Source organism: Butyrivibrio sp. XPD2006, from assembly GCF_000420865.1.
Lineage (GTDB): Bacteria > Bacillota > Clostridia > Lachnospirales > Lachnospiraceae > Butyrivibrio.
This window is the reverse complement of record NZ_ATVT01000004.1, coordinates 144,119-162,432: the sequence shown is the minus strand read 5'-3', so window position 1 is coordinate 162,432 and position 18,314 is coordinate 144,119. Positions and strand designations below refer to the sequence as shown.

General features: G+C 45.2%; 9 protein-coding genes and 1 other annotated feature. All 9 genes read left to right on the top strand.

The annotated features are described in order from the left end of the window. Positions 1-236: 236 nt before the first annotated feature. On the top strand, positions 237-7,064 hold the full coding sequence (locus G590_RS20485) for a hypothetical protein (protein WP_022764847.1): 6,828 nt from the start codon (positions 237-239) through the stop codon (positions 7,062-7,064). A gap of 95 nt (positions 7,065-7,159) precedes the next feature. Next, the gene (locus G590_RS0106375) at positions 7,160-7,624 is read left to right on the top strand and encodes a GAF domain-containing protein (RefSeq protein ID WP_022764846.1); all 465 of its coding nucleotides are present in this window, start codon (positions 7,160-7,162) and stop codon (positions 7,622-7,624) included. A 24-nt stretch (positions 7,625-7,648) separates the two neighbouring features. Beyond that, positions 7,649-8,710, top strand: coding sequence for a threonine aldolase family protein (locus G590_RS0106370; RefSeq protein WP_026493980.1), 1,062 nt, complete (start codon positions 7,649-7,651; stop codon positions 8,708-8,710). A 206-nt stretch (positions 8,711-8,916) separates the two neighbouring features. Beyond that, a complete protein-coding gene (locus G590_RS0106365) occupies positions 8,917-10,650 on the top strand; it encodes a peptide ABC transporter substrate-binding protein (RefSeq protein ID WP_022764844.1) in 1,734 nt (577 codons plus the stop codon). 81 nt (positions 10,651-10,731) lie between these two features. Next, positions 10,732-11,667 carry an ABC transporter permease gene (locus G590_RS0106360; protein ID WP_022764843.1) on the top strand — a complete coding sequence of 312 codons (936 nt, stop codon included), beginning with the start codon at positions 10,732-10,734 and terminating at the stop codon, positions 11,665-11,667. A 1-nt stretch (position 11,668) separates the two neighbouring features. Then, positions 11,669-12,724 carry an ABC transporter permease gene (locus G590_RS0106355; protein ID WP_022764842.1) on the top strand — a complete coding sequence of 352 codons (1,056 nt, stop codon included), beginning with the start codon at positions 11,669-11,671 and terminating at the stop codon, positions 12,722-12,724. Positions 12,725-12,730: 6 nt separating this feature from the next. Continuing rightward, the gene (locus G590_RS0106350) at positions 12,731-13,867 is read left to right on the top strand and encodes an ABC transporter ATP-binding protein (protein WP_022764841.1); all 1,137 of its coding nucleotides are present in this window, start codon (positions 12,731-12,733) and stop codon (positions 13,865-13,867) included. After that, the gene (locus tag G590_RS0106345) at positions 13,851-14,789 is read left to right on the top strand and encodes an ABC transporter ATP-binding protein (protein ID WP_022764840.1); all 939 of its coding nucleotides are present in this window, start codon (positions 13,851-13,853) and stop codon (positions 14,787-14,789) included. The genes G590_RS0106350 and G590_RS0106345 overlap by 17 nt, the downstream gene beginning before the upstream one ends. A gap of 51 nt (positions 14,790-14,840) precedes the next feature. Then, positions 14,841-15,082: a binding site (T-box leader), on the top strand. A 40-nt stretch (positions 15,083-15,122) separates the two neighbouring features. Beyond that, on the top strand, positions 15,123-18,314 hold the full coding sequence (ileS, locus tag G590_RS0106340) for an isoleucine--tRNA ligase (protein ID WP_022764839.1): 3,192 nt from the start codon (positions 15,123-15,125) through the stop codon (positions 18,312-18,314).

The window sequence follows — 18,314 nt, the reverse complement described above, 5'->3', positions numbered from 1 at the left end:
TGAGTAATGTGTCTAACATATTCGTTCTCTTTCAGAAAATTATTTAAAAGCTAGTATAATTGACAGACTCTTTTGTGTCAACAGGGGAGAATCTGAGATTTTGTTTCAACTGGAAACTGATTAACGAAATACGGTTTCGGATTTCACAGTTTTTTCATAATTTCGCCATGAAAACGCTTACGTTTTTTTAAAAGAAGCTCTACAATGCAAGTCGTGTGATGTGAAAGGAGCAAGTTATGAAAAACTTAGTCAATCGCTTAATTACATTTGTACTGGCAATCGCGTTGATAGTCGGTACGGTTGATGTAAATACTGTAGGAGTACAGGCTGCAGGAGCAACCCAGAGTGGCGTGTCAATGAACGTCAAGTGGGATTACAGCAATAATACTACAGTTGGAAAAAGTGAAAAGAATTACGATAACCTGGTTGTTGCCAGATGGGACCAAAGTGACAGTAGATGGTCTAACGAAGTATATCTGGAAAAACAAAATCAGGAATATATCTTTGATCTTCAAAAGGAATATTGGGGATATCAGGTAGACAGTGTGACAATCAAGCTTAACAGGCAGGATAATCTGATTGCAGTTAAGCTCCACAATGATCTCACACTTAGTGATAAAACCGATAAGTGGACATATTATGATCTGGCTGCAAATAGCAATGGCGAAATAGTCATTAAGCCTAAATTCAGCGGAAGATTCAATCACATCGGAATCATGTCTCAGTCCGCAGGTAATACAATCGGAATTGACTATGTTAAAGTAACTATGAAGGGTGAAAGTAAGGAGGAGGCGCATCAGGTAGACAATCCCCAAACAATTCAGCTTTCAAAGAATCAACTGAATTTCGTCAACAGAATACCGAATGTTGATGGTAGGGATAGCTATAGTAATGGTCAGCTTAAGTTCCAGAGAGACTATCAGGACACATATATTGAGTTGGATCAGCGAATTGATCTTAGTAAACTTATCAGCATAAACGTTAATGTATCAAATGTGAGCAAGAATCTTCTTCTTGCATATAAGCTCTACGATGAAAACTGGAATGAACTTTTTGTTCAGTATGATAGTACCGGAAACGGCACTTACAGCGTTAAGACAAATGGAGGAATAGCCAAATATTTTGGTGTAATGTCTAACATAGACGATTATGCTACGAATTACTATAGGGACAATTCTTTTGACAGTGATGACTACAAATACGCAACAATAAATAGCGTCACATTTACTATGGCTGATGAGGAGACTGTAAATCCGACAATCGATCCTCAGCCGGCAATAGATAAAGCAAATGCTGTAATCAGAGAGTTGTATACAGCAAATCAGAACGCAAATTATTGGAAGAATCAAGTCAATAAAACCCCATCAGCTGAGAATGTTAAAAAGGCTATGGAGGCAGCCGGGGCTGTAGATGCTGCTATAGAAAAGGCAAAAGTGGCAGCAGCCGAAGTTGCGGATATTTACCTTGGCACACAGAATCAGAATGCTTTAAGTGCATACCAGCAGTTAGAGAGCATGGTAAATACGGCAAATAAGTCGGGAGAAGGCGCAAAACAGGCAGCAAAATCAGCAGTAGAGAAGCTGAAAAATGAAGCAGATAAAAGTTTTCCAGGACTACAGTCTGCTTATGGAACTGCAAATGCTGCAAAAACAAAAGCTGAAAATGCAACAACTGCAGTAATGGGTCAGGCAACAAAGGCAAATATAGACAGTGCGAATAGCAGCGCAACAGATGCACAAAATGCAGTAACTGAATTAACTAATGCAGCAAATAAATATATAAATGCAGCTAATGAATATATAATAGCCAAGCAATATCTTGGAGAGAGTGATAATGCGTATACAAATGGTGTGTTACAATATAGAGACATTGCGGTACAGGCAATCGAAGATACTCAGAAAGCCGCGAATGATGCAAGAAATGCTGCAAACAATGCACAGGGCAAATTAAATGATGCAGCAAAAACAGCAGTAACAAAAGCAGCTCAGCTGGCAGATAAGGCAAAGACAGCAGCAGGTCTGGCAACTGATGCAGCAAAAGTATTAGAAGATGAAACTAAGATAACAGCAACCGCAATAGGTGAAACCAGAGTCAAGGTCGGTGAAGCAGCAACTGCAGTACAGGCAGCTGAAAAAGCAATAGAAGATGCTGAGAACGCACTGGCACTCAGTAATGCCAAAGACAAAAAAACTACAGAAGAAACACTTAAAAACGCTAAGCAAAAAGTTCAAGATGCAAAACAGGCAATAAAAGATGCAGGTGTTGCAGCTGATGCGGCTCAGGCAAAGCTTGATGAGAAGATCAAGAATGCAAAGGCCGGAGTTGAGAAAGCAACACTCGAAGCAAAAAATGCTGCAGAAACAGCAAAAGTAGCAGCAGAGTCAGCCAATAACAGAGCAGAGCGCGTTGATAAGTCTTCACCTGAGACAATAACTGCAGCCATTGCTGCTGCAGAAGCAGCAGAGCTTGCAAGAGATGCCGCAATAAAGGCAGCTGATGCTGTCAAAAATGCAGCTGCTGATCCAAATGTAACCGAGGAAGAAAAGACAGCTGCAAAAACAGCAGAAAGCGATGCAAGAAAATATGCTGAGGAAGCAGATGAAGCAGCAAAAGCAGCAAGAGAGGCAGCAAAGGCTGCTCAGGATGAGCTTGATGAAGATGCCAAAAACAAAGCAATAAAGGCAACGCAGACAGCAACAACCGCAGCCGGAGATGCAGAAGGCGCAGCTAAAGCAGCAAAAGATGCAGCAGATAAGGCAAACGAAACAGGTAAGAAAGAGGATGCGGACAAGGCTGAACTGGCTGCAAGGACAGCAAGAGAGGCAGCAAATACAGCAAGAGAAGCATCAGAAGCAGCAACAGCAGCTGCTGAGGCAGTAAACAAAGAAAAATATCCTGATGTAGAATCCGATGCAAGAGCAGCAGCTGGCGAAGCATCTACACAAGCCAGTGAAGCTGACAAACAGGCAGGATACGCAGAGGGAATTGTAGAGAAAATCCGTGAAAAAATAGCTAAGGACGCAGAAGAGGCAGCTAGAAAAGCTATTTCAGACATTGAGGAAGTACTCGGAAGAGCAGATACTGCAATCAATGAGGCTGATGACGCAATCAGTAAAGCTAAAGAGCTCGAAGAAGCTCTTAAGAATCCTACAGAGAAAACAATAGAAGATGCAAAGAAAGCAGCAGAAAACGCTGTCCAAAAAGCAGCAAATGCATCTAATCTCATAGCTGAAGTATCAGGTAAGGCAAATGATGCAAGAAAAGCAGCTGAAGCAACAGATAACAGTGAGTTAAAGTCTCAAGCAAATGCAAAAGCGGATGAAGCAGATGGCGTAGCAGGTACACTTGAAGAAAAATCAAGAGATGCCGGATTAGCTGCGAAGGCTCTGAGCGAAGCATGGCAGAAAGCTCAGACAAAGCTTGATAGTGAAAAGACTGTAAAAGATGCAACAGAAGCAGCAAATTCTGCGAAAGACACCGCAAAAAATAAAGCAGATGATGCCGGTAGTGCAACCACAACAGCGTCAACTGCAGCAGCTACAGCAAGAACAGAAGAGACACAAGCCGCAGCAGATGCTGCAGAAACAGCAGCAAGAGATGCATGGACAGCTGCAGGTATTGCCAGGTCAGCGGCAACTACAGCAGATAAGAAAGCGGATGATGCAGAAGCCGCAGCTACAGCAGCAGAGGGTATCGCTGATCCGGAGATTATAAGATTGGCCAATGAAGCAGCCGCACAGGCTCGTCAAGAAGCTGAAAATGCCAGAGCAAAGGCCGATGAAGCAGATGCAGCAGCTCAGAAAGCAGAAAAGGCAGCAAAAGAAGTAAGAGCGGCAATTAAGGCAAAAGAGGATGCAGCTTTAGATGCAGCTCAGAAAGCAGAAAAGGCAGCAGACGCAGCAAAACGGGCAGCAGACGCAGCAGATGCAGCAAAAAAGGAAGTAAAAGATCATCCTTCCAAGGAAACAATAGATGCAGCAAGAGGAGCAGCACAGGATGCAAGAGAAGCGGCAAGTGCAGCGAAGACAGCAGCCGAAGGAACTGATGATGAGGATTCAAAGAGCGCAGCAACAAATTGGGCTCAAAAAGCAATAGAAGCAGCAGACGCAGCAGATGCGGCAGCTGATAAAGCTGAGGAAGATTTAACCAAAGCGGAGAAAGCTAAAAAAAGAGCTGAGGATGCAGCAGCAGACGCAGCAGAAGAAATAAGAAAGATAGAGAATGTAATTGCGGATCTTTCAGATCCTGAAAAGACTGAAGATGCACTTAAAGGCGTTCAGGCACTTGTTGATGAAGCAACCGGAATCAAAGAAGAAGCAGAGCAAGCAGCAGTCGGAACAGATGATGCTACAGCTAAAGGCAATGCAGAGCAGGCAGCATCAGATCTTTCCACGGCAATAAGTGACCTTGAGGGTGCAGCAGCACAAGCACAGAAAGCTATTGATGATGCAAAAGCCGCAGCAGAAGCTGAAGCTGAAGCGGCAGCCGCAGCAGCAGAGCAGGCAAAACAGGAAGCAATTACAGCAGCAGATGCAGCAGCAGACGCAGCAGTATCCGCAGATATCAAGGATAAAGAAGGAAAGATAAGCGAAGCAAATACAGCTGTAGACCATGCAAAAGACCTTGGAGCTACAGATGCAGAGCTTAGTGAAGTACTTGAAAAGATAGCTCAGGCCCAGAAAGAGCTTGATGATGCAAAAGCCGCAGCAGAAGCTGAAGCAGAAGCGGCAGCCGCAGCAGAGCAGGCAAAGCAGGAAGCAATCGCAGCAGCAGATGCAGCAGCAGACGCAGCAGTATCCGCAGATATCAAGGATAAAGAAGGAAAGATAAGCGAAGCAAATGCAGCGGTAGAGAAGGCAAAAGATCTTGGAGCAACAGATGAAGATCTTAGCGAAGTGCTTGAAAAGATAGCTCAGGCCCAGAAAGAGCTTGATGATGCAAAAGCCGCAGCAGAAGCTGAAGCAGAAGCGGCAGCCGCAGCAGAGCAGGCAAGACAGGAAGCAATTAACAGGGCTAACGACGCAGCAGAAGCAGCATATGCCGAAATAGGCAAAATAAATGGTGTAATCGCAGATCTTACCGATTCTGCAAAGGCAGAAGAAGCCCTTAAAGGTGTTCAGGGACTTATCGATGAAGCAAATGGAATAGTGAAAGAGGCAACAGAAGCAGCAGCCGGAACAGACGATGCTACAGCCAAAGACAATGCAAACAATGCAGCATCAGCCCTTTCCGGAGCAATAAAAGACCTTGTAGATGCAGCCAACGCAGCACAGCAGGCAATAACAGATAAGAAAAATGCAGATACAGCCGCAGCAGAAGCAGCAAATGCAGCGAATCAAGCTAGGCAGGAAGCAATAGACAGGGCAAACAATGCAGCAAAAACAGCAAGTGATGAGATCGGAAAAATAAACGATGTAATTGGTAAGCTTTCAGATCTCGAAACAGCAGAAGAAGCCCTTAAAGGTGTTCAAGGCCTTGTTGATGAAGCAAATGGAATAGTGAAAGAGGCAAAAGAGGCAGCAGCCGGAACAGACGATGCTACAGCCAAAGACAATGCAAACAATGCAGCATCAGCACTTTCTGGTGCAATACAGGAGCTTGTAAATGCAGCCAACGATGCTAAAAAAGCATTAAGGGATGCTGAAGACGGTGCATTAAATAAAAATCTTGAGGATGCAAAAAAGGCTTTAGAGGATGCTCAGAATGCGCTTAATACCGCTAAAGATGAAAAGGCAGCAGCAGATAAGGCAGTTCAGGAAGCAGCAGCTGCAGTAAACGACGCTTCGGATGCTGAGGCGGAAGCTGAGGCAGAAGCTATCAGAAAAGCCGATGCAGAAGAAGCAGCAAGAAAAGCTTTAGAAGCAGCCAAGAAAGCCTTAGAAGATGCAAAGAAAGCTTTAGATGATGCACAGGAAGCACTTAAAGAGGCTGAAGCTAAATTGGCAGAGAGAGCAGCAAGAGAAGGAGCTGAAGGCTCAGGAGAATCCGGAGAAGGAACCGGCGAGGAAACGGGTGAGGAATCCGGAGAAAACACAAACAATGAAGACCCTGCAGCTGCTGAAGAGTTAGAAGCTATAGCAAGTGAAGTTAACAGGATCTCAGAGGATGTAAACAAACTTGCAGAAGAAGTTGACAGATTATCCGGAGAAGTAGATCAGGCAGAGAGAGATCTTGAGAAGGCAGCAGCAGATAGAGCAGCAGCAGAAGCAGCACTTGAGGCTGCCAGGGATAAGAAGAATGAGGCAGAGGCTATCAGAGATAAAGCAGAGGAGATAGCGGCAGGTAAGGCAGAGGATGAAAAAGCTGCTCAGGATGCAGTAGATCAGGCAGTAGCTGATGTTGAAGCAGTTGAGCAGGCAACTAAGGATGCTCAGAATAAACCTGCACCTCAAGATATCAAGAACAATCCTGTATCTGCAGATGTTCAGAATAAACCTGCCGATAAAGATAACAACAAGAATACTGTAACTTTGACTACAGGAAATGACAACAGCACAGGCTCAAGCACTAATGCAGGAGGCAGTGGAAGCGGAAGAACATATACTTACAGCAGTCCTTCCTATTCATATTCTTCAGGATCCGGCTACAGACCTTCAGGAGCAGTTACAAGCAAGGCAGCTACACCTGAAAACAATGCAGCTACAGGAGCTACTGCATCTACAACTACAACTACAGCAAAGCCTGCTAGGAAGAGCAGTACAGTAAGAAAGACCACTAAGAGTGTGACATCAACAACCATTGATGAGGCAAGTGTACCAACAAAGTCAGGCATGGGCAACACTAATACAGATGCTTCAAAAGTAAGCAGCGATTTTGTTCTTGACAAAGATGACAAATATCAGAATCGTATGGATCCTGCTTCAGATGTAATGTTAACTTCATCTATTGAAGGCTCAAGTATCGGAAGTTCCATGATACCTATGAAGGCTCCTAACAAGCTTATGGTACTCGGTATCGTATTATTTGGATTCTTCTCAATGGTATTGGCAACTATTCTTAAATTCTTTGTTTTCGCACCTGTAAAGAAAAGAAAGGACGAAGAGGAAGATAAGAAGAACGCATAATAAAATGATTGTGCACAAGGTAAATTGATGTTAGGATAATGGGTGTGATTTTGGGAAACTAAAGTCACATCCATTTTCATTTGGAGGATATTTAGATGACTGATTACAAATTGCTTGCAGCTCAAATCAGATCACTTGCTGAGGATGAGCCGCATTTTATTCCGGTTATGTCCAACGCTTCAGCGCTTCTGTTTGAAAACATGGAAGATCTGAACTGGGCAGGATTTTATATCATGAACAAGGGCTCTCTTATGCTCGGCCCTTTCCAGGGCAAGGTTGCCTGCATAAGGATAGAGCTTGGCAAGGGTGTATGCGGAACGGCAGCAGCATCCGATGAGACTCAGCTGGTAAAAGATGTTCATCAGTTCCCGGGGCATATTGCCTGCGACAGCGCATCAAATTCTGAGATTGTTGTGCCGATTCACTGTGGTGGAAAGGTAGTCGCTGTGCTTGATATCGACAGTCCGAGCCTTGGCCGGTTTGATGAGGCCGACAGGGAAGGCCTTGAGCAGTTCGTAAAGGCGTTGGAAGAGACAGCAGATTTTACTCAGTTAAGTTAATAAGGAGAGATCATCATGGCACAGATCATTTCTTTTTCAAGTGATTATACAAGAAACGCTCATCCTGCAATTCTAAAGAGGCTCCTGGATATGGGCATGGAGCAGAACGTGGGATACGGCAGCGATGATATATGCAGGAGCGCTGCGGATAAAATAAAGAAAGCCTGTGAATGCCCGGAGGCAGAAGTTTTTTTCCTGGTGGGCGGAACACAGACCAACCAGACCGTTATAGATATGCTTCTTAAGCCATACGAGGGAGTTGTGGCGGCTCAGACAGGACACGTTGCAGCTCATGAAGCCGGAGCAATCGAGTTTTCAGGACATAAAGTACTTCCTCTTCCTGCAGAAGGAGAAGAGACCAATACGGATAAATACGGATCAAACATAGGCAAGATTTCCGCAAAAGAGTTAAAGGATTATGTAAGCAACTTTTTTGCAGATGATAACCACGAGCACATGGTATTTCCGGGAGCAGTATACATCTCTCACCCCACTGAGTACGGAACTCTTTACACCCAAAAAGAGCTTGAGGACATTTCTGCAGTCTGCAGGGAGTTTAACCTTCCGCTTTTTCTGGACGGAGCAAGGCTCGGATACGGTCTTATGAGTAAAAGAACTGATGTCACCCTAAAGGACATTGCGGAGCTGACAGATGTCTTTTACATAGGCGGAACCAAGGTGGGAGCCATGTTTGGAGAGGCTGTTGTTTTTACAAAGGGTGGAAAGCCTGCTCACCACATACCGATCATCAAGCAACACGGAGCTCTTCTTGCCAAAGGATGGCTCCTTGGCGTTCAGTTCGACACTCTTTTTACAGACAATCTTTACCTGGACATAAGCAGAAACGCAATAGATATGGCAGAACTGCTCAAGGAGAGATTACAGGAAAAGAACTATGAGTTTTTCCTGGACTCACCGACAAACCAGCAGTTCATCATCATCAGTGATGATAAACTCGCTGAACTTGAAAAAAACGTCGGCTACAGTTTCTGGGAGAAGTATGATGATACCCATACAGTCATCAGACTTGCCACAGACTGGGCTACAACCAGGGAAAATATTGACACATTGATGAAGTGTCTGTAAAAGTTTATCAATAACTCAGGGCATTCGCAGAGTTGCGGATGCCCTATTTTTATGGGTTTCCGCTTTGTCTGTTAGGCGCGTTGAAGTAGATTCGATTTAAAGTGCTAAAGTTTTTGTTGACATATACTGCTGCGAGACCTTACTATGGTTAATATACATCAATTGTATACATGTATAAGCATTAATTTCACTAGGAGGACATACGTATGAAGAAAAAGTTTTTGTCAGTCATGCTCGCTTCAGTAATGGCCATGAGCATGATCGGATGCGGAAGCTCAGCTGTCAGCGGTGTTTCAGAACAGGCACCTGCACAGACTGAAAGCACAGATTCTGCACAGCCCGCAGACACAACAGCAACAGATGTTGCAGCAGAGCCTGCAGGAGAGGGTTCAGGAGAGGACCTCAATGTAATGCTTGAGACACCTGTTGAGTCACTTGACCCACAGCAGGCAACAGACGGAACATCATTTGAAGTGATTGCCGATTACACAGACGGCCTTATGCAGATGGATGCAGACGGACAGGCAGTTAATGCCATAGCAGAGAGCTACGACATTTCTGATGACGGACTTACATATACTTTCCATCTCCGCGCTGATGCTAACTGGAGCAACGGCGAGCCTGTAACAGCAAACGACTTTGTATTTGCATGGCAGAGAGCAGTTGATCCTGAGATCGCTTCAGAGTATTCTTACATGCTCAGTGATATCGGCCAGATCGTAAATGCTCAGGAGATCATTGACGGAACTAAGGATAAGTCAGAGCTCGGCGTAACAGCTGTTGATGACAAGACTCTTGAGGTTAAGCTCAATGTTCCTGTCAGCTATTTCCTCAGCCTTATGTATTTCCCGACATTCTATCCTGTAAACCAGGCTTTCTATGAGAGCGTTGGAGATACATTTGCAACAAGTCCCGAGACAACACTTTCAAACGGTGCATTTGTACTTGATGATTATCAGCCTGCAGCAACAGCAATCCACCTCACCAAGAATGCTGATTACTACAACGCAGACAGCGTTAAGCTTGCAGGACTTAACTATCAGGTTATCCAGGATTCACAGCAGGCTCTTATGAGCTACCAGAACGGTGATCTTGATACAACTCTTGTAAACGGTGAGCAGGTAGACCAGGTTAAGGACGATCCTGCATTTGCAGCAATCGGTGCCGGTTACCTCTGGTACATCAGTCCTAATATCAAGGAAGTAAAAGAGCTTGATAACCTCAATATCCGTCTCGCTATTACAATGGCTCTTAACCGTGAGGCCATCACAACAGACGTACTTAAGGATGGTTCAGCTCCTACATTCACAGCAGTTCCTATGGACTTTGCAGCAGGTCCTGACGGATCCGATTTCTCAGAGGATCAGACAAGATTCCAGGATGTATGCAGATATGATGCAGCAGCAGCTGCTGATTACTGGGCAAAGGGACTTGAGGAACTCGGAATCACAGAGCTTAACCTCACAATGATCCACGACGCAGATGATGCACCAATCAAGGTTGCACAGGTTGTTAAGGAGCAGCTTGAGACAACTCTTCCCGGACTTACTGTTGATCTTCAGCAGATGCCCAAGAAGGAGAGAGTTGAGCGTATGCAGGAAGGCGAGTTTGAGATCGCTCTTACACGCTGGGGTCCTGATTATGCAGATCCTATGACATACCTCGGAATGTGGATCACAAACAACTCAAACAACTATGGTTTCTGGAGCAATGCTGAGTATGATTCAATCATCGCAGATTGCACAACAGGTGAGACAGCTATGGACCCGTCAGCTCGCTGGGCAGCACTCTACGATGCAGAGAAGATAGTTATGGATGAGGCAGTTATCTTCCCTCTCTACACACAGTGCAATGCTGAGCTTATTTCCACAAGCGTTTCCGGAATCGAGTTCCACCCTGTAGCTCTTAACAGAGTATATAAGAACGCAGTAAAGAACTGATAGATTAAAAGAACTTTTAGCGCGGGGATGGATTTAAAGCTATCCGTCCCCGCGTATATTTTCCTTTTTGTTGGGGTAGTCATGAAAAAATACGTACTTAAACGAGTAGTTACAGCAGTCTTTACACTGCTCGCCATCACACTGATTCTCTTTATCCTGATGCAGCTCATGCCGGGTTCTCCGTTTAACGACGAGAAGCTCAACGATGCGCAGAGAGCATCACTTTATGCCAAATACGGTCTGGACAAGCCAATCGTAGTCCAGTTCTTTCAGTATGTCTTTAATATGTTCAGAGGAGATCTGGGGGTTAGCTACAAGATTTCCAAGAACACACCTATTACGCAGCTCATCGCATCAAGACTTCCTATCTCCATCGGAGTTGGCTTTGCAGCAGTAATGATAGGTGCACTTATAGGTCTTTTGCTGGGACTCCTTGCTGCCTTTAAAAAGGATACAGTCTGGGATACTCTGGCAACGATCATATCGGTTATCGGTGTCTCGGTGCCTTCCTATGTGTTTGCGCTGGCACTGTCTTACCAGTTCGGATTTAAACTCAAATGGTTTCCAATGCTGTTTTCGGCCAAGGATGTAATAGGATCCAGCGTCCTTCCGTCAATCTCACTGTCCATGTTTACCATGGCTTCAATTGCCAGATTCACAAGGGCTGAGATGATAGAAGTTCTGGGATCGGACTACATGCTCCTTGCGGAATCAAAAGGTCTTTCGGGAAACAAGCTGATCTTCAGCCATGCCCTCAGAAACGCCCTTATTCCGATCATTACGGTTTTGGCACCACTCATTGTTGACCTTATGACAGGATCCCTTGTTGTGGAAAAGATCTTTTCCATCCCGGGAGTCGGGTCACTTCTTGTAAACGCAATCCAGTCTAATGACTATAACGTTGTTATAGCACTTAGCTTCATATATTCAGCAATGTACATCGGGATCATGCTGGTGGTAGATATCCTCTACGGCATCATTGACCCGAGAATCCGTGTAGCAAAGGAGGGAGACTGATATGGCAGATACTATAGCAGCAGTAAAAGAGCCTTATGTTCCCACTGAAGCGGATTTCAGATTAAAGAACAACACCGAGGACATTCTCGTTGATTCAAACTTCGCCTCCCAGAGCTTCTGGAAAGAGGTTGTGGCGAGATTTAAGAAGAAAAAGAGCGCGGTTTTTGGTCTTATATTTGTCCTCGTCATCACATTCTTTGCTTTTGTCGGACCTGTGATGAATGACTACACATATTCGGGGCAGGATCTTTCGAAAAAGAACCTGGCGCCGAGAATCCCTATTATCGAGTACACGGGATTTTTTGACGGACATGAGAATATATCCACAACATCAGGAACAAAGACAATAAATCTCTACTTTGAAAATAAGCTCGCTGATACCTTCTACTGGTTTGGAAGCGATAACTTCGGAAGAGATATCTGGACCAGGACCTGGTCAGGAGCGCAGGTTTCACTCATCATCGCAGTTGCTGCAGCCATTATCGATATGATCATCGGTATGAGCTATGGTCTTATATCGGGATACTTCGGCGGCAAAGTCGACATGGTGATGCAGAGAATCCTTGAGATCGCCAACGGAATTCCAAGACTTGTCATTGTGACACTCCTTCTTCTTGTATTTAAGCCCGGAATGCTCACCATCATCGTAGCTCTCATGCTCACTGAGTGGGTGGGAATGAGCCGTATCGCAAGAGCAGAGATGTTAAAGCTCAAGGAGCAGGAATTTGTTCTGGCATCAAGAACTCTTGGCGCAGGAAGCATGCACATCATTTTCAGTGAAGTTTTGCCGAACATCATAGGACCCATCATAACTCAGGTTATGTTCTCTATTCCTACAGCCATCTTCACAGAGGCCTTCCTTTCCTTTGTGGGACTTGGAATACCGGTACCGAGATGTTCACTTGGATCTTTGATCTCAGAGGGCTTTAACAGCTTCACGACCCATCCGTACCAGATAATACCGCCAATTGTGGTTATGGCTCTGCTCATGCTCAGCTTTAACCTGGTGGCAGACGGCCTCAGAGAAGCCCTTGATCCAAAGCTTAAGGAGATGTGATCACAGATGAGTGAAGAAAAGAAACGTGAAAAAATACTTGATGTCAGAGATCTTGACATCACTTTTGAGACAACGGCCGGTAAGGTCCACGCCATCAGAGGCGTAAATATAGATCTGTATCAGGGCGAGACGGTAGCCATTGTTGGTGAATCCGGTTCCGGTAAGTCAGTAACCATGCGTGCTGCAATGGGAATCCTTGCCAAGAACGCAGTAGTCAACAAGGGCGAGATCATCTACAGATACCGCGACAATGTGGGCGGAATCGACTACAACCCGGAAGACGATGCAAATGCAGTCTGGAAGGAAGCCGATATCCTGAAGATGGACAAGAAGTGGATCAGAAAGCACATTAACGGCCGAAGGATCGCCATGGTATTCCAGGATCCCATGACCAGTCTTGACCCCACAATGACCATCGGCAAACAGATCATGGAAGGTATGATCTGGCACTACAAGATCGACAAGAAGGATGCATATAACAGAGCTGTCGGTCTTCTTAAGGAGGTTGGTATCGAGGATGCGGAAAAGAGAATGAAGCAGTATCCTCACCAGCTCTCAGGCGGAATGAGACAGAGGGTCGTAATCGCCATTGCCCTCTCATGTAACCCTGACCTTCTTATATGTGACGAGCCGACAACAGCCCTGGACGTTAACATTCAGGCCAAAATACTTGAGCTTATCAAAAAGGTTCAGAAGGAAAGAGACATCGCAGTAATCTATATCACCCATGATCTGGGTGTTGTTGCCAAGGTTGCTGATTATGTAAACGTAATGTATGCGGGTAAGATCGTAGAAGTAGGAAACATCAACGAGATCTTTTACGATCCAAGGCACCCGTATACATGGGGCCTTCTGTCAGCGATGCCTGATCTTGGTACAGACGATGTCAGGCTTTATACTATTCCGGGATCGCCGCCAAACCTTCTTCATGAAAAGGAGGGAGATGCATTCGCACCGAGAAATGCTTATGCCCTTGAAATTGATGACAAGCTTGAGCCTCCTATGTTCCAGATAACAGAGACTCACTCTGCAGCCACATGGCTCCTTGATCCAAGAGCACCCAAGGTTGAGATGCCTGTCGAGTTAAAGAACAGGATTGAGAGAATGAAGAAGGAGGCGCAGGCAAATGGCAGCAAATTATAATGCAGAGCCTCTTTTGGAGGTAAAGGGACTTAAGCAGTTTTTCCCTGTGAGCAAGACCTATACCGTAAAAGCTGTCAACGATGTCAGCTTTAAGGTTTACCCCGGCGAGACCTACGGCCTTGTAGGAGAATCAGGCTCGGGAAAGTCAACAATCGGAAGAAGTATTATAAGGCTCTACGATCCGACAGAAGGAACAATAAATTTCTGCGGAATGGATATTTCCGGGAAGATGTCGAAAGAAACCAGGAAGAACTTGAGGTTACAGATGCAGATGATCTTCCAGGATCCGATGGCATCTTTAAATCCCAGAAAGAAGATAAAAGACATCATCGGCGAAGCTTTGGACATTCACAATCATTACGTGGACAGAGCAGAGAGGGATGCAAGGGTTGAAGCAATCCTGCAAAAGGTCGGGCTTGCCAAGGAGCATGCAGACAGATATCCGCATCAGTTTTCAGGCGGCCAGAGACAGAGAGTAGGAATAGCAAGAGCTCTTGTGCTTAATCCCAAGCTGGTAATTGCAGATGAGTGCATATCGGCTCTTGACGTATCAATTCAGGCTCAGGTAGTAAATCTTATGAAGGATATTCAGGAAGAGCTTGGAACAGCATATCTGTTCATAGCCCATGATCTTTCCATGGTAAAATACATCTCCGACAGGATCGGTGTTCTTCACCTTGGGCACCTTCTTGAGACGGGAACTACAGATGAGATCTTTTCCAATCCGGTTCATCCGTATACGAAGAGTCTTTTGTCTGCAATCCCGATTCCCAATCCGGAGCTTGAGAAGAACCGCGAAGTCATCAATTATGATTACAAGACTTCCGGAATTGATTATAGTAAAGGTACAGATCACCTGGTTGATGGCACTCACTTTGTTAAGTGCACCGATGAGGAATTTGCTGCCTGGACGGGAAAATAATCTCTTGCATATTTTTTGATAAGGTAGTAGAATGTGTGCATTAAATCGAATAAAAAAGCTATGACGAAGACAGTAGGCTCTACAAAAGCATCCAGAGAGCTGCCGGTTGGTGAGAGGCAGTGCGAGTAATAGATGACCGAAAATCACTTCCGAGCTTCAGGGTTGAAAGCGTAAGCGAGTAGAGCCTGACGTGAATCTCCACGTTAGAGAGAAGCGTATTCAACCTTGCAAATGCAGGGCGCGTATGTAAACAGGTGGTATAACGAGAGTACATTATTGGCCTCGTCCTTTTTACAAAGGACGGGGCCTTTTCATTATTGAAAGGAGCTCAAGATGTATAACAAAGTCGAAACCGATATGAATTTTGTCGGAAGAGAGAAAAAAGTAGAAGAGTTCTGGAAAAAAGAAGACATATTCCAGAAGAGCGTTGATACCCGCAGCCAGGGCGAGATGTATATGTTCTATGACGGACCGCCAACAGCTAATGGTAAGCCACATATCGGACACGTTCTTACACGTGCCATCAAGGATATGATCCCTCGTTACAGAACAATGAAGGGATATACAGTTCCCCGTAAGGCCGGTTGGGATACTCACGGTCTTCCTGTTGAGCTTGAAGTAGAGAAGATGCTTGGCCTTGACGGCAAGGAGCAGATCGAAGAATACGGAATGGAGCCTTTCATCAAGAAGTGCAAGGAATCCGTATGGAAATACAAGGGAATGTGGGAGGACTTCTCCGGTACAGTCGGATTCTGGGCTGACATGGAGCACCCATATATCACATATGATGACAACTTTATCGAGTCCGAGTGGTGGGCTCTTAACGAGATCTGGAAGAAGGGTCTTCTTTACAAGGGCTTCAAGGTAGTTCCTTACTGCCCTCGCTGTGGAACACCTCTTTCATCTCACGAGGTAGCACAGGGCTATAAGACATTAAAAGAGCGCACAGCGGTTGTACGTTTCAAGGTGTCAGGAGAGGATGCATACTTCCTTGCATGGACAACAACACCATGGACACTTCCTTCAAACATCGGCCTTTGCGTAAACCCTGATGAGAAGTATATCAAGGTTAAGGCGGCAGACGGATACACATATTATCTGGCTGAAGCCCTTGCTGACACAGTTCTTGGATCACTTGCCAAGGAGGAAGGTCAGAAGGCTTATGAAGTTCTTGAGACTTATGTAGGAACAGATCTTGAGTACAAGGAGTATGAGCCTCTTTATCAGTGTGCCAAGGATGAGGCTGACAAGCAGCACAAGAAGGCATTCTATATCTACTGCGACAACTACGTAACAATGTCAGATGGTACAGGTATCGTACACATCGCTCCTGCATTTGGTGAAGACGACGCAAGAGTCGGACGTAAGTACGATGCGCCTCTTGTACAGATGGTTGATTCAGAGGGACGTCTTAAACCTGAGACTCCTTTTGCAGGTTACAGATGTAAGCCTACACAGAAGGAAATGGATGAGGGTGCAGTAAGCGCAGATCCTGAGGTGCTCAAGGATCTTGATGCAAGAGGACTTCTCTTCTCAGCACCCAAGATGGAGCACGATTATCCTCACTGCTGGAGATGCTCTACACCACTTCTTTACTATGCTCGTTCATCTTGGTTCATCAAGGTTACAGAGGTTAAGGATGACCTTATCCGCAACAATAAAGAGATCAACTGGGTTCCTGAGTCAATCGGTAAGGGAAGATTTGGCGACTGGCTTGAGAACATTCAGGACTGGGGTATCTCCCGTGACAGATACTGGGGAACACCTCTTAATATCTGGGAGTGTGATGACTGCGGCCATCAGCTTTCAGTAGGATCAAGAAAAGAGCTTGCAGAGCTCTCAGGAGATCCTTCAGCTGAGACTACAGAGCTTCACAGACCATACATCGACAAGTTCGAGATCACATGCCCTAAGTGCGGCAAGAAGATGCACAGGGTAAAAGAAGTTATCGACTGCTGGTTCGATTCAGGAGCAATGCCGTTTGCACAGCTCCACTATCCATTTGAGAACAAGGAGCTCTTTGAGAAGCAGTTCCCTGCAGAATTCATCTCAGAGGCTGTAGACCAGACAAGAGGATGGTTCTACTCACTTCACGCCGAGGCTACACTTCTTTTCAACAAGCCTGCGTTCAAGAATGTTATCGTTCTTGGTCTTGTTCAGGATGAGAACGGACAGAAGATGAGTAAGAGTAAGGGCAATGCGGTAGATCCTTTCGATGCCCTTGAGAAGTACGGTGCAGATGCTATCAGATGGTACTTCTATACAAACTCAGCTCCATGGCTTCCTTCACGTTTCTCAGGTGATGCGGTTATGGAGGGACAGCGCAAGTTCCTTGGAACACTTTGGAATACCTATGCGTTCTTTGTACTTTATGCAAATATCGATGGCTTCGATGCTGCAAATTATAAGCTTGAGCAGGATAAGCTCACAGTTATGGACAAGTGGCTTCTTTCCAAGCTTAACAGCTGCGTAAAGGCAGTTGATGAGAACCTTGCAAACTACAGAATCCCTGAAGCAGGTAAGGCTCTTGATAACTTTGTCGATGAGATGAGTAACTGGTATGTACGCCGCAGCCGTGAGAGATTCTGGGCTAAGGGAATGGAGCAGGATAAGATCTCTGCTTACATGACTCTTTACACTGCTCTTGTAACTGTAGCCAAGGCAGCAGCTCCTATGGTTCCTTTCATGACAGAGGAGATCTACCAGAACCTTGTAAGAAACAGCTTTAAGGATGCTCCCGAGTCTATCCATCTCTGCGATTTCCCTGCAGTTGATGAGTCTCTCATCGATGCTAAGCTTGAGAAGGATATGGAAGAAGTCCTTGATATCGTAGTACTTGGAAGAGCAGCAAGAAATGCAGCAAACATCAAGAACCGTCAGCCTATCGGCCAGATGTATGTAAAGGCTGAGCAGACTGTAGGCGAGTTCTATACAGATATCATCAGAGAAGAGCTCAACGTCAAGAACGTTGCTTTCACAGATGACGTAAGAGACTTTACAAGCTACAGCTTCAAGCCGCAGCTTAAGACTTTGGGACCTAAGTACGGCAAGAACATCGGTGCTATCAAGGCATACCTTGAGGGACTTGACGGAAATGCCACAATGGATGAGCTTAACACAAACGGAAACATCAAGTTCACTGTAAATGATGTGGATGTTGAGCTTGTTAAGGATGATCTCCTCATCGAGATGGCTCAGAAAGAGGGCTTCATCTCACAGGAGAACTGGGGCATCACGGTAGTTCTTGATACAAACCTCTCAGAAGAGCTTATCAACGAGGGATTCGTTCTTGAGGTTATCAGTAAGGTTCAGACCATGCGTAAGGATTCCGGATTCGAAGTAATGGATCACATCAAGGTTTCCTTAAACGGCAACGATAAGCTTGCCAAGATCGTTAAGGCCAATGAGAGCAGCATCTCTACTAAGGTTCTTGCCAACGAAGTTGTATACGGCTCTGATGTTGAAAACGCAAAAGAGTGGGATATCAACGGAGAAAAGGTTACAATAGGCGTAGAGAAAGTTTGA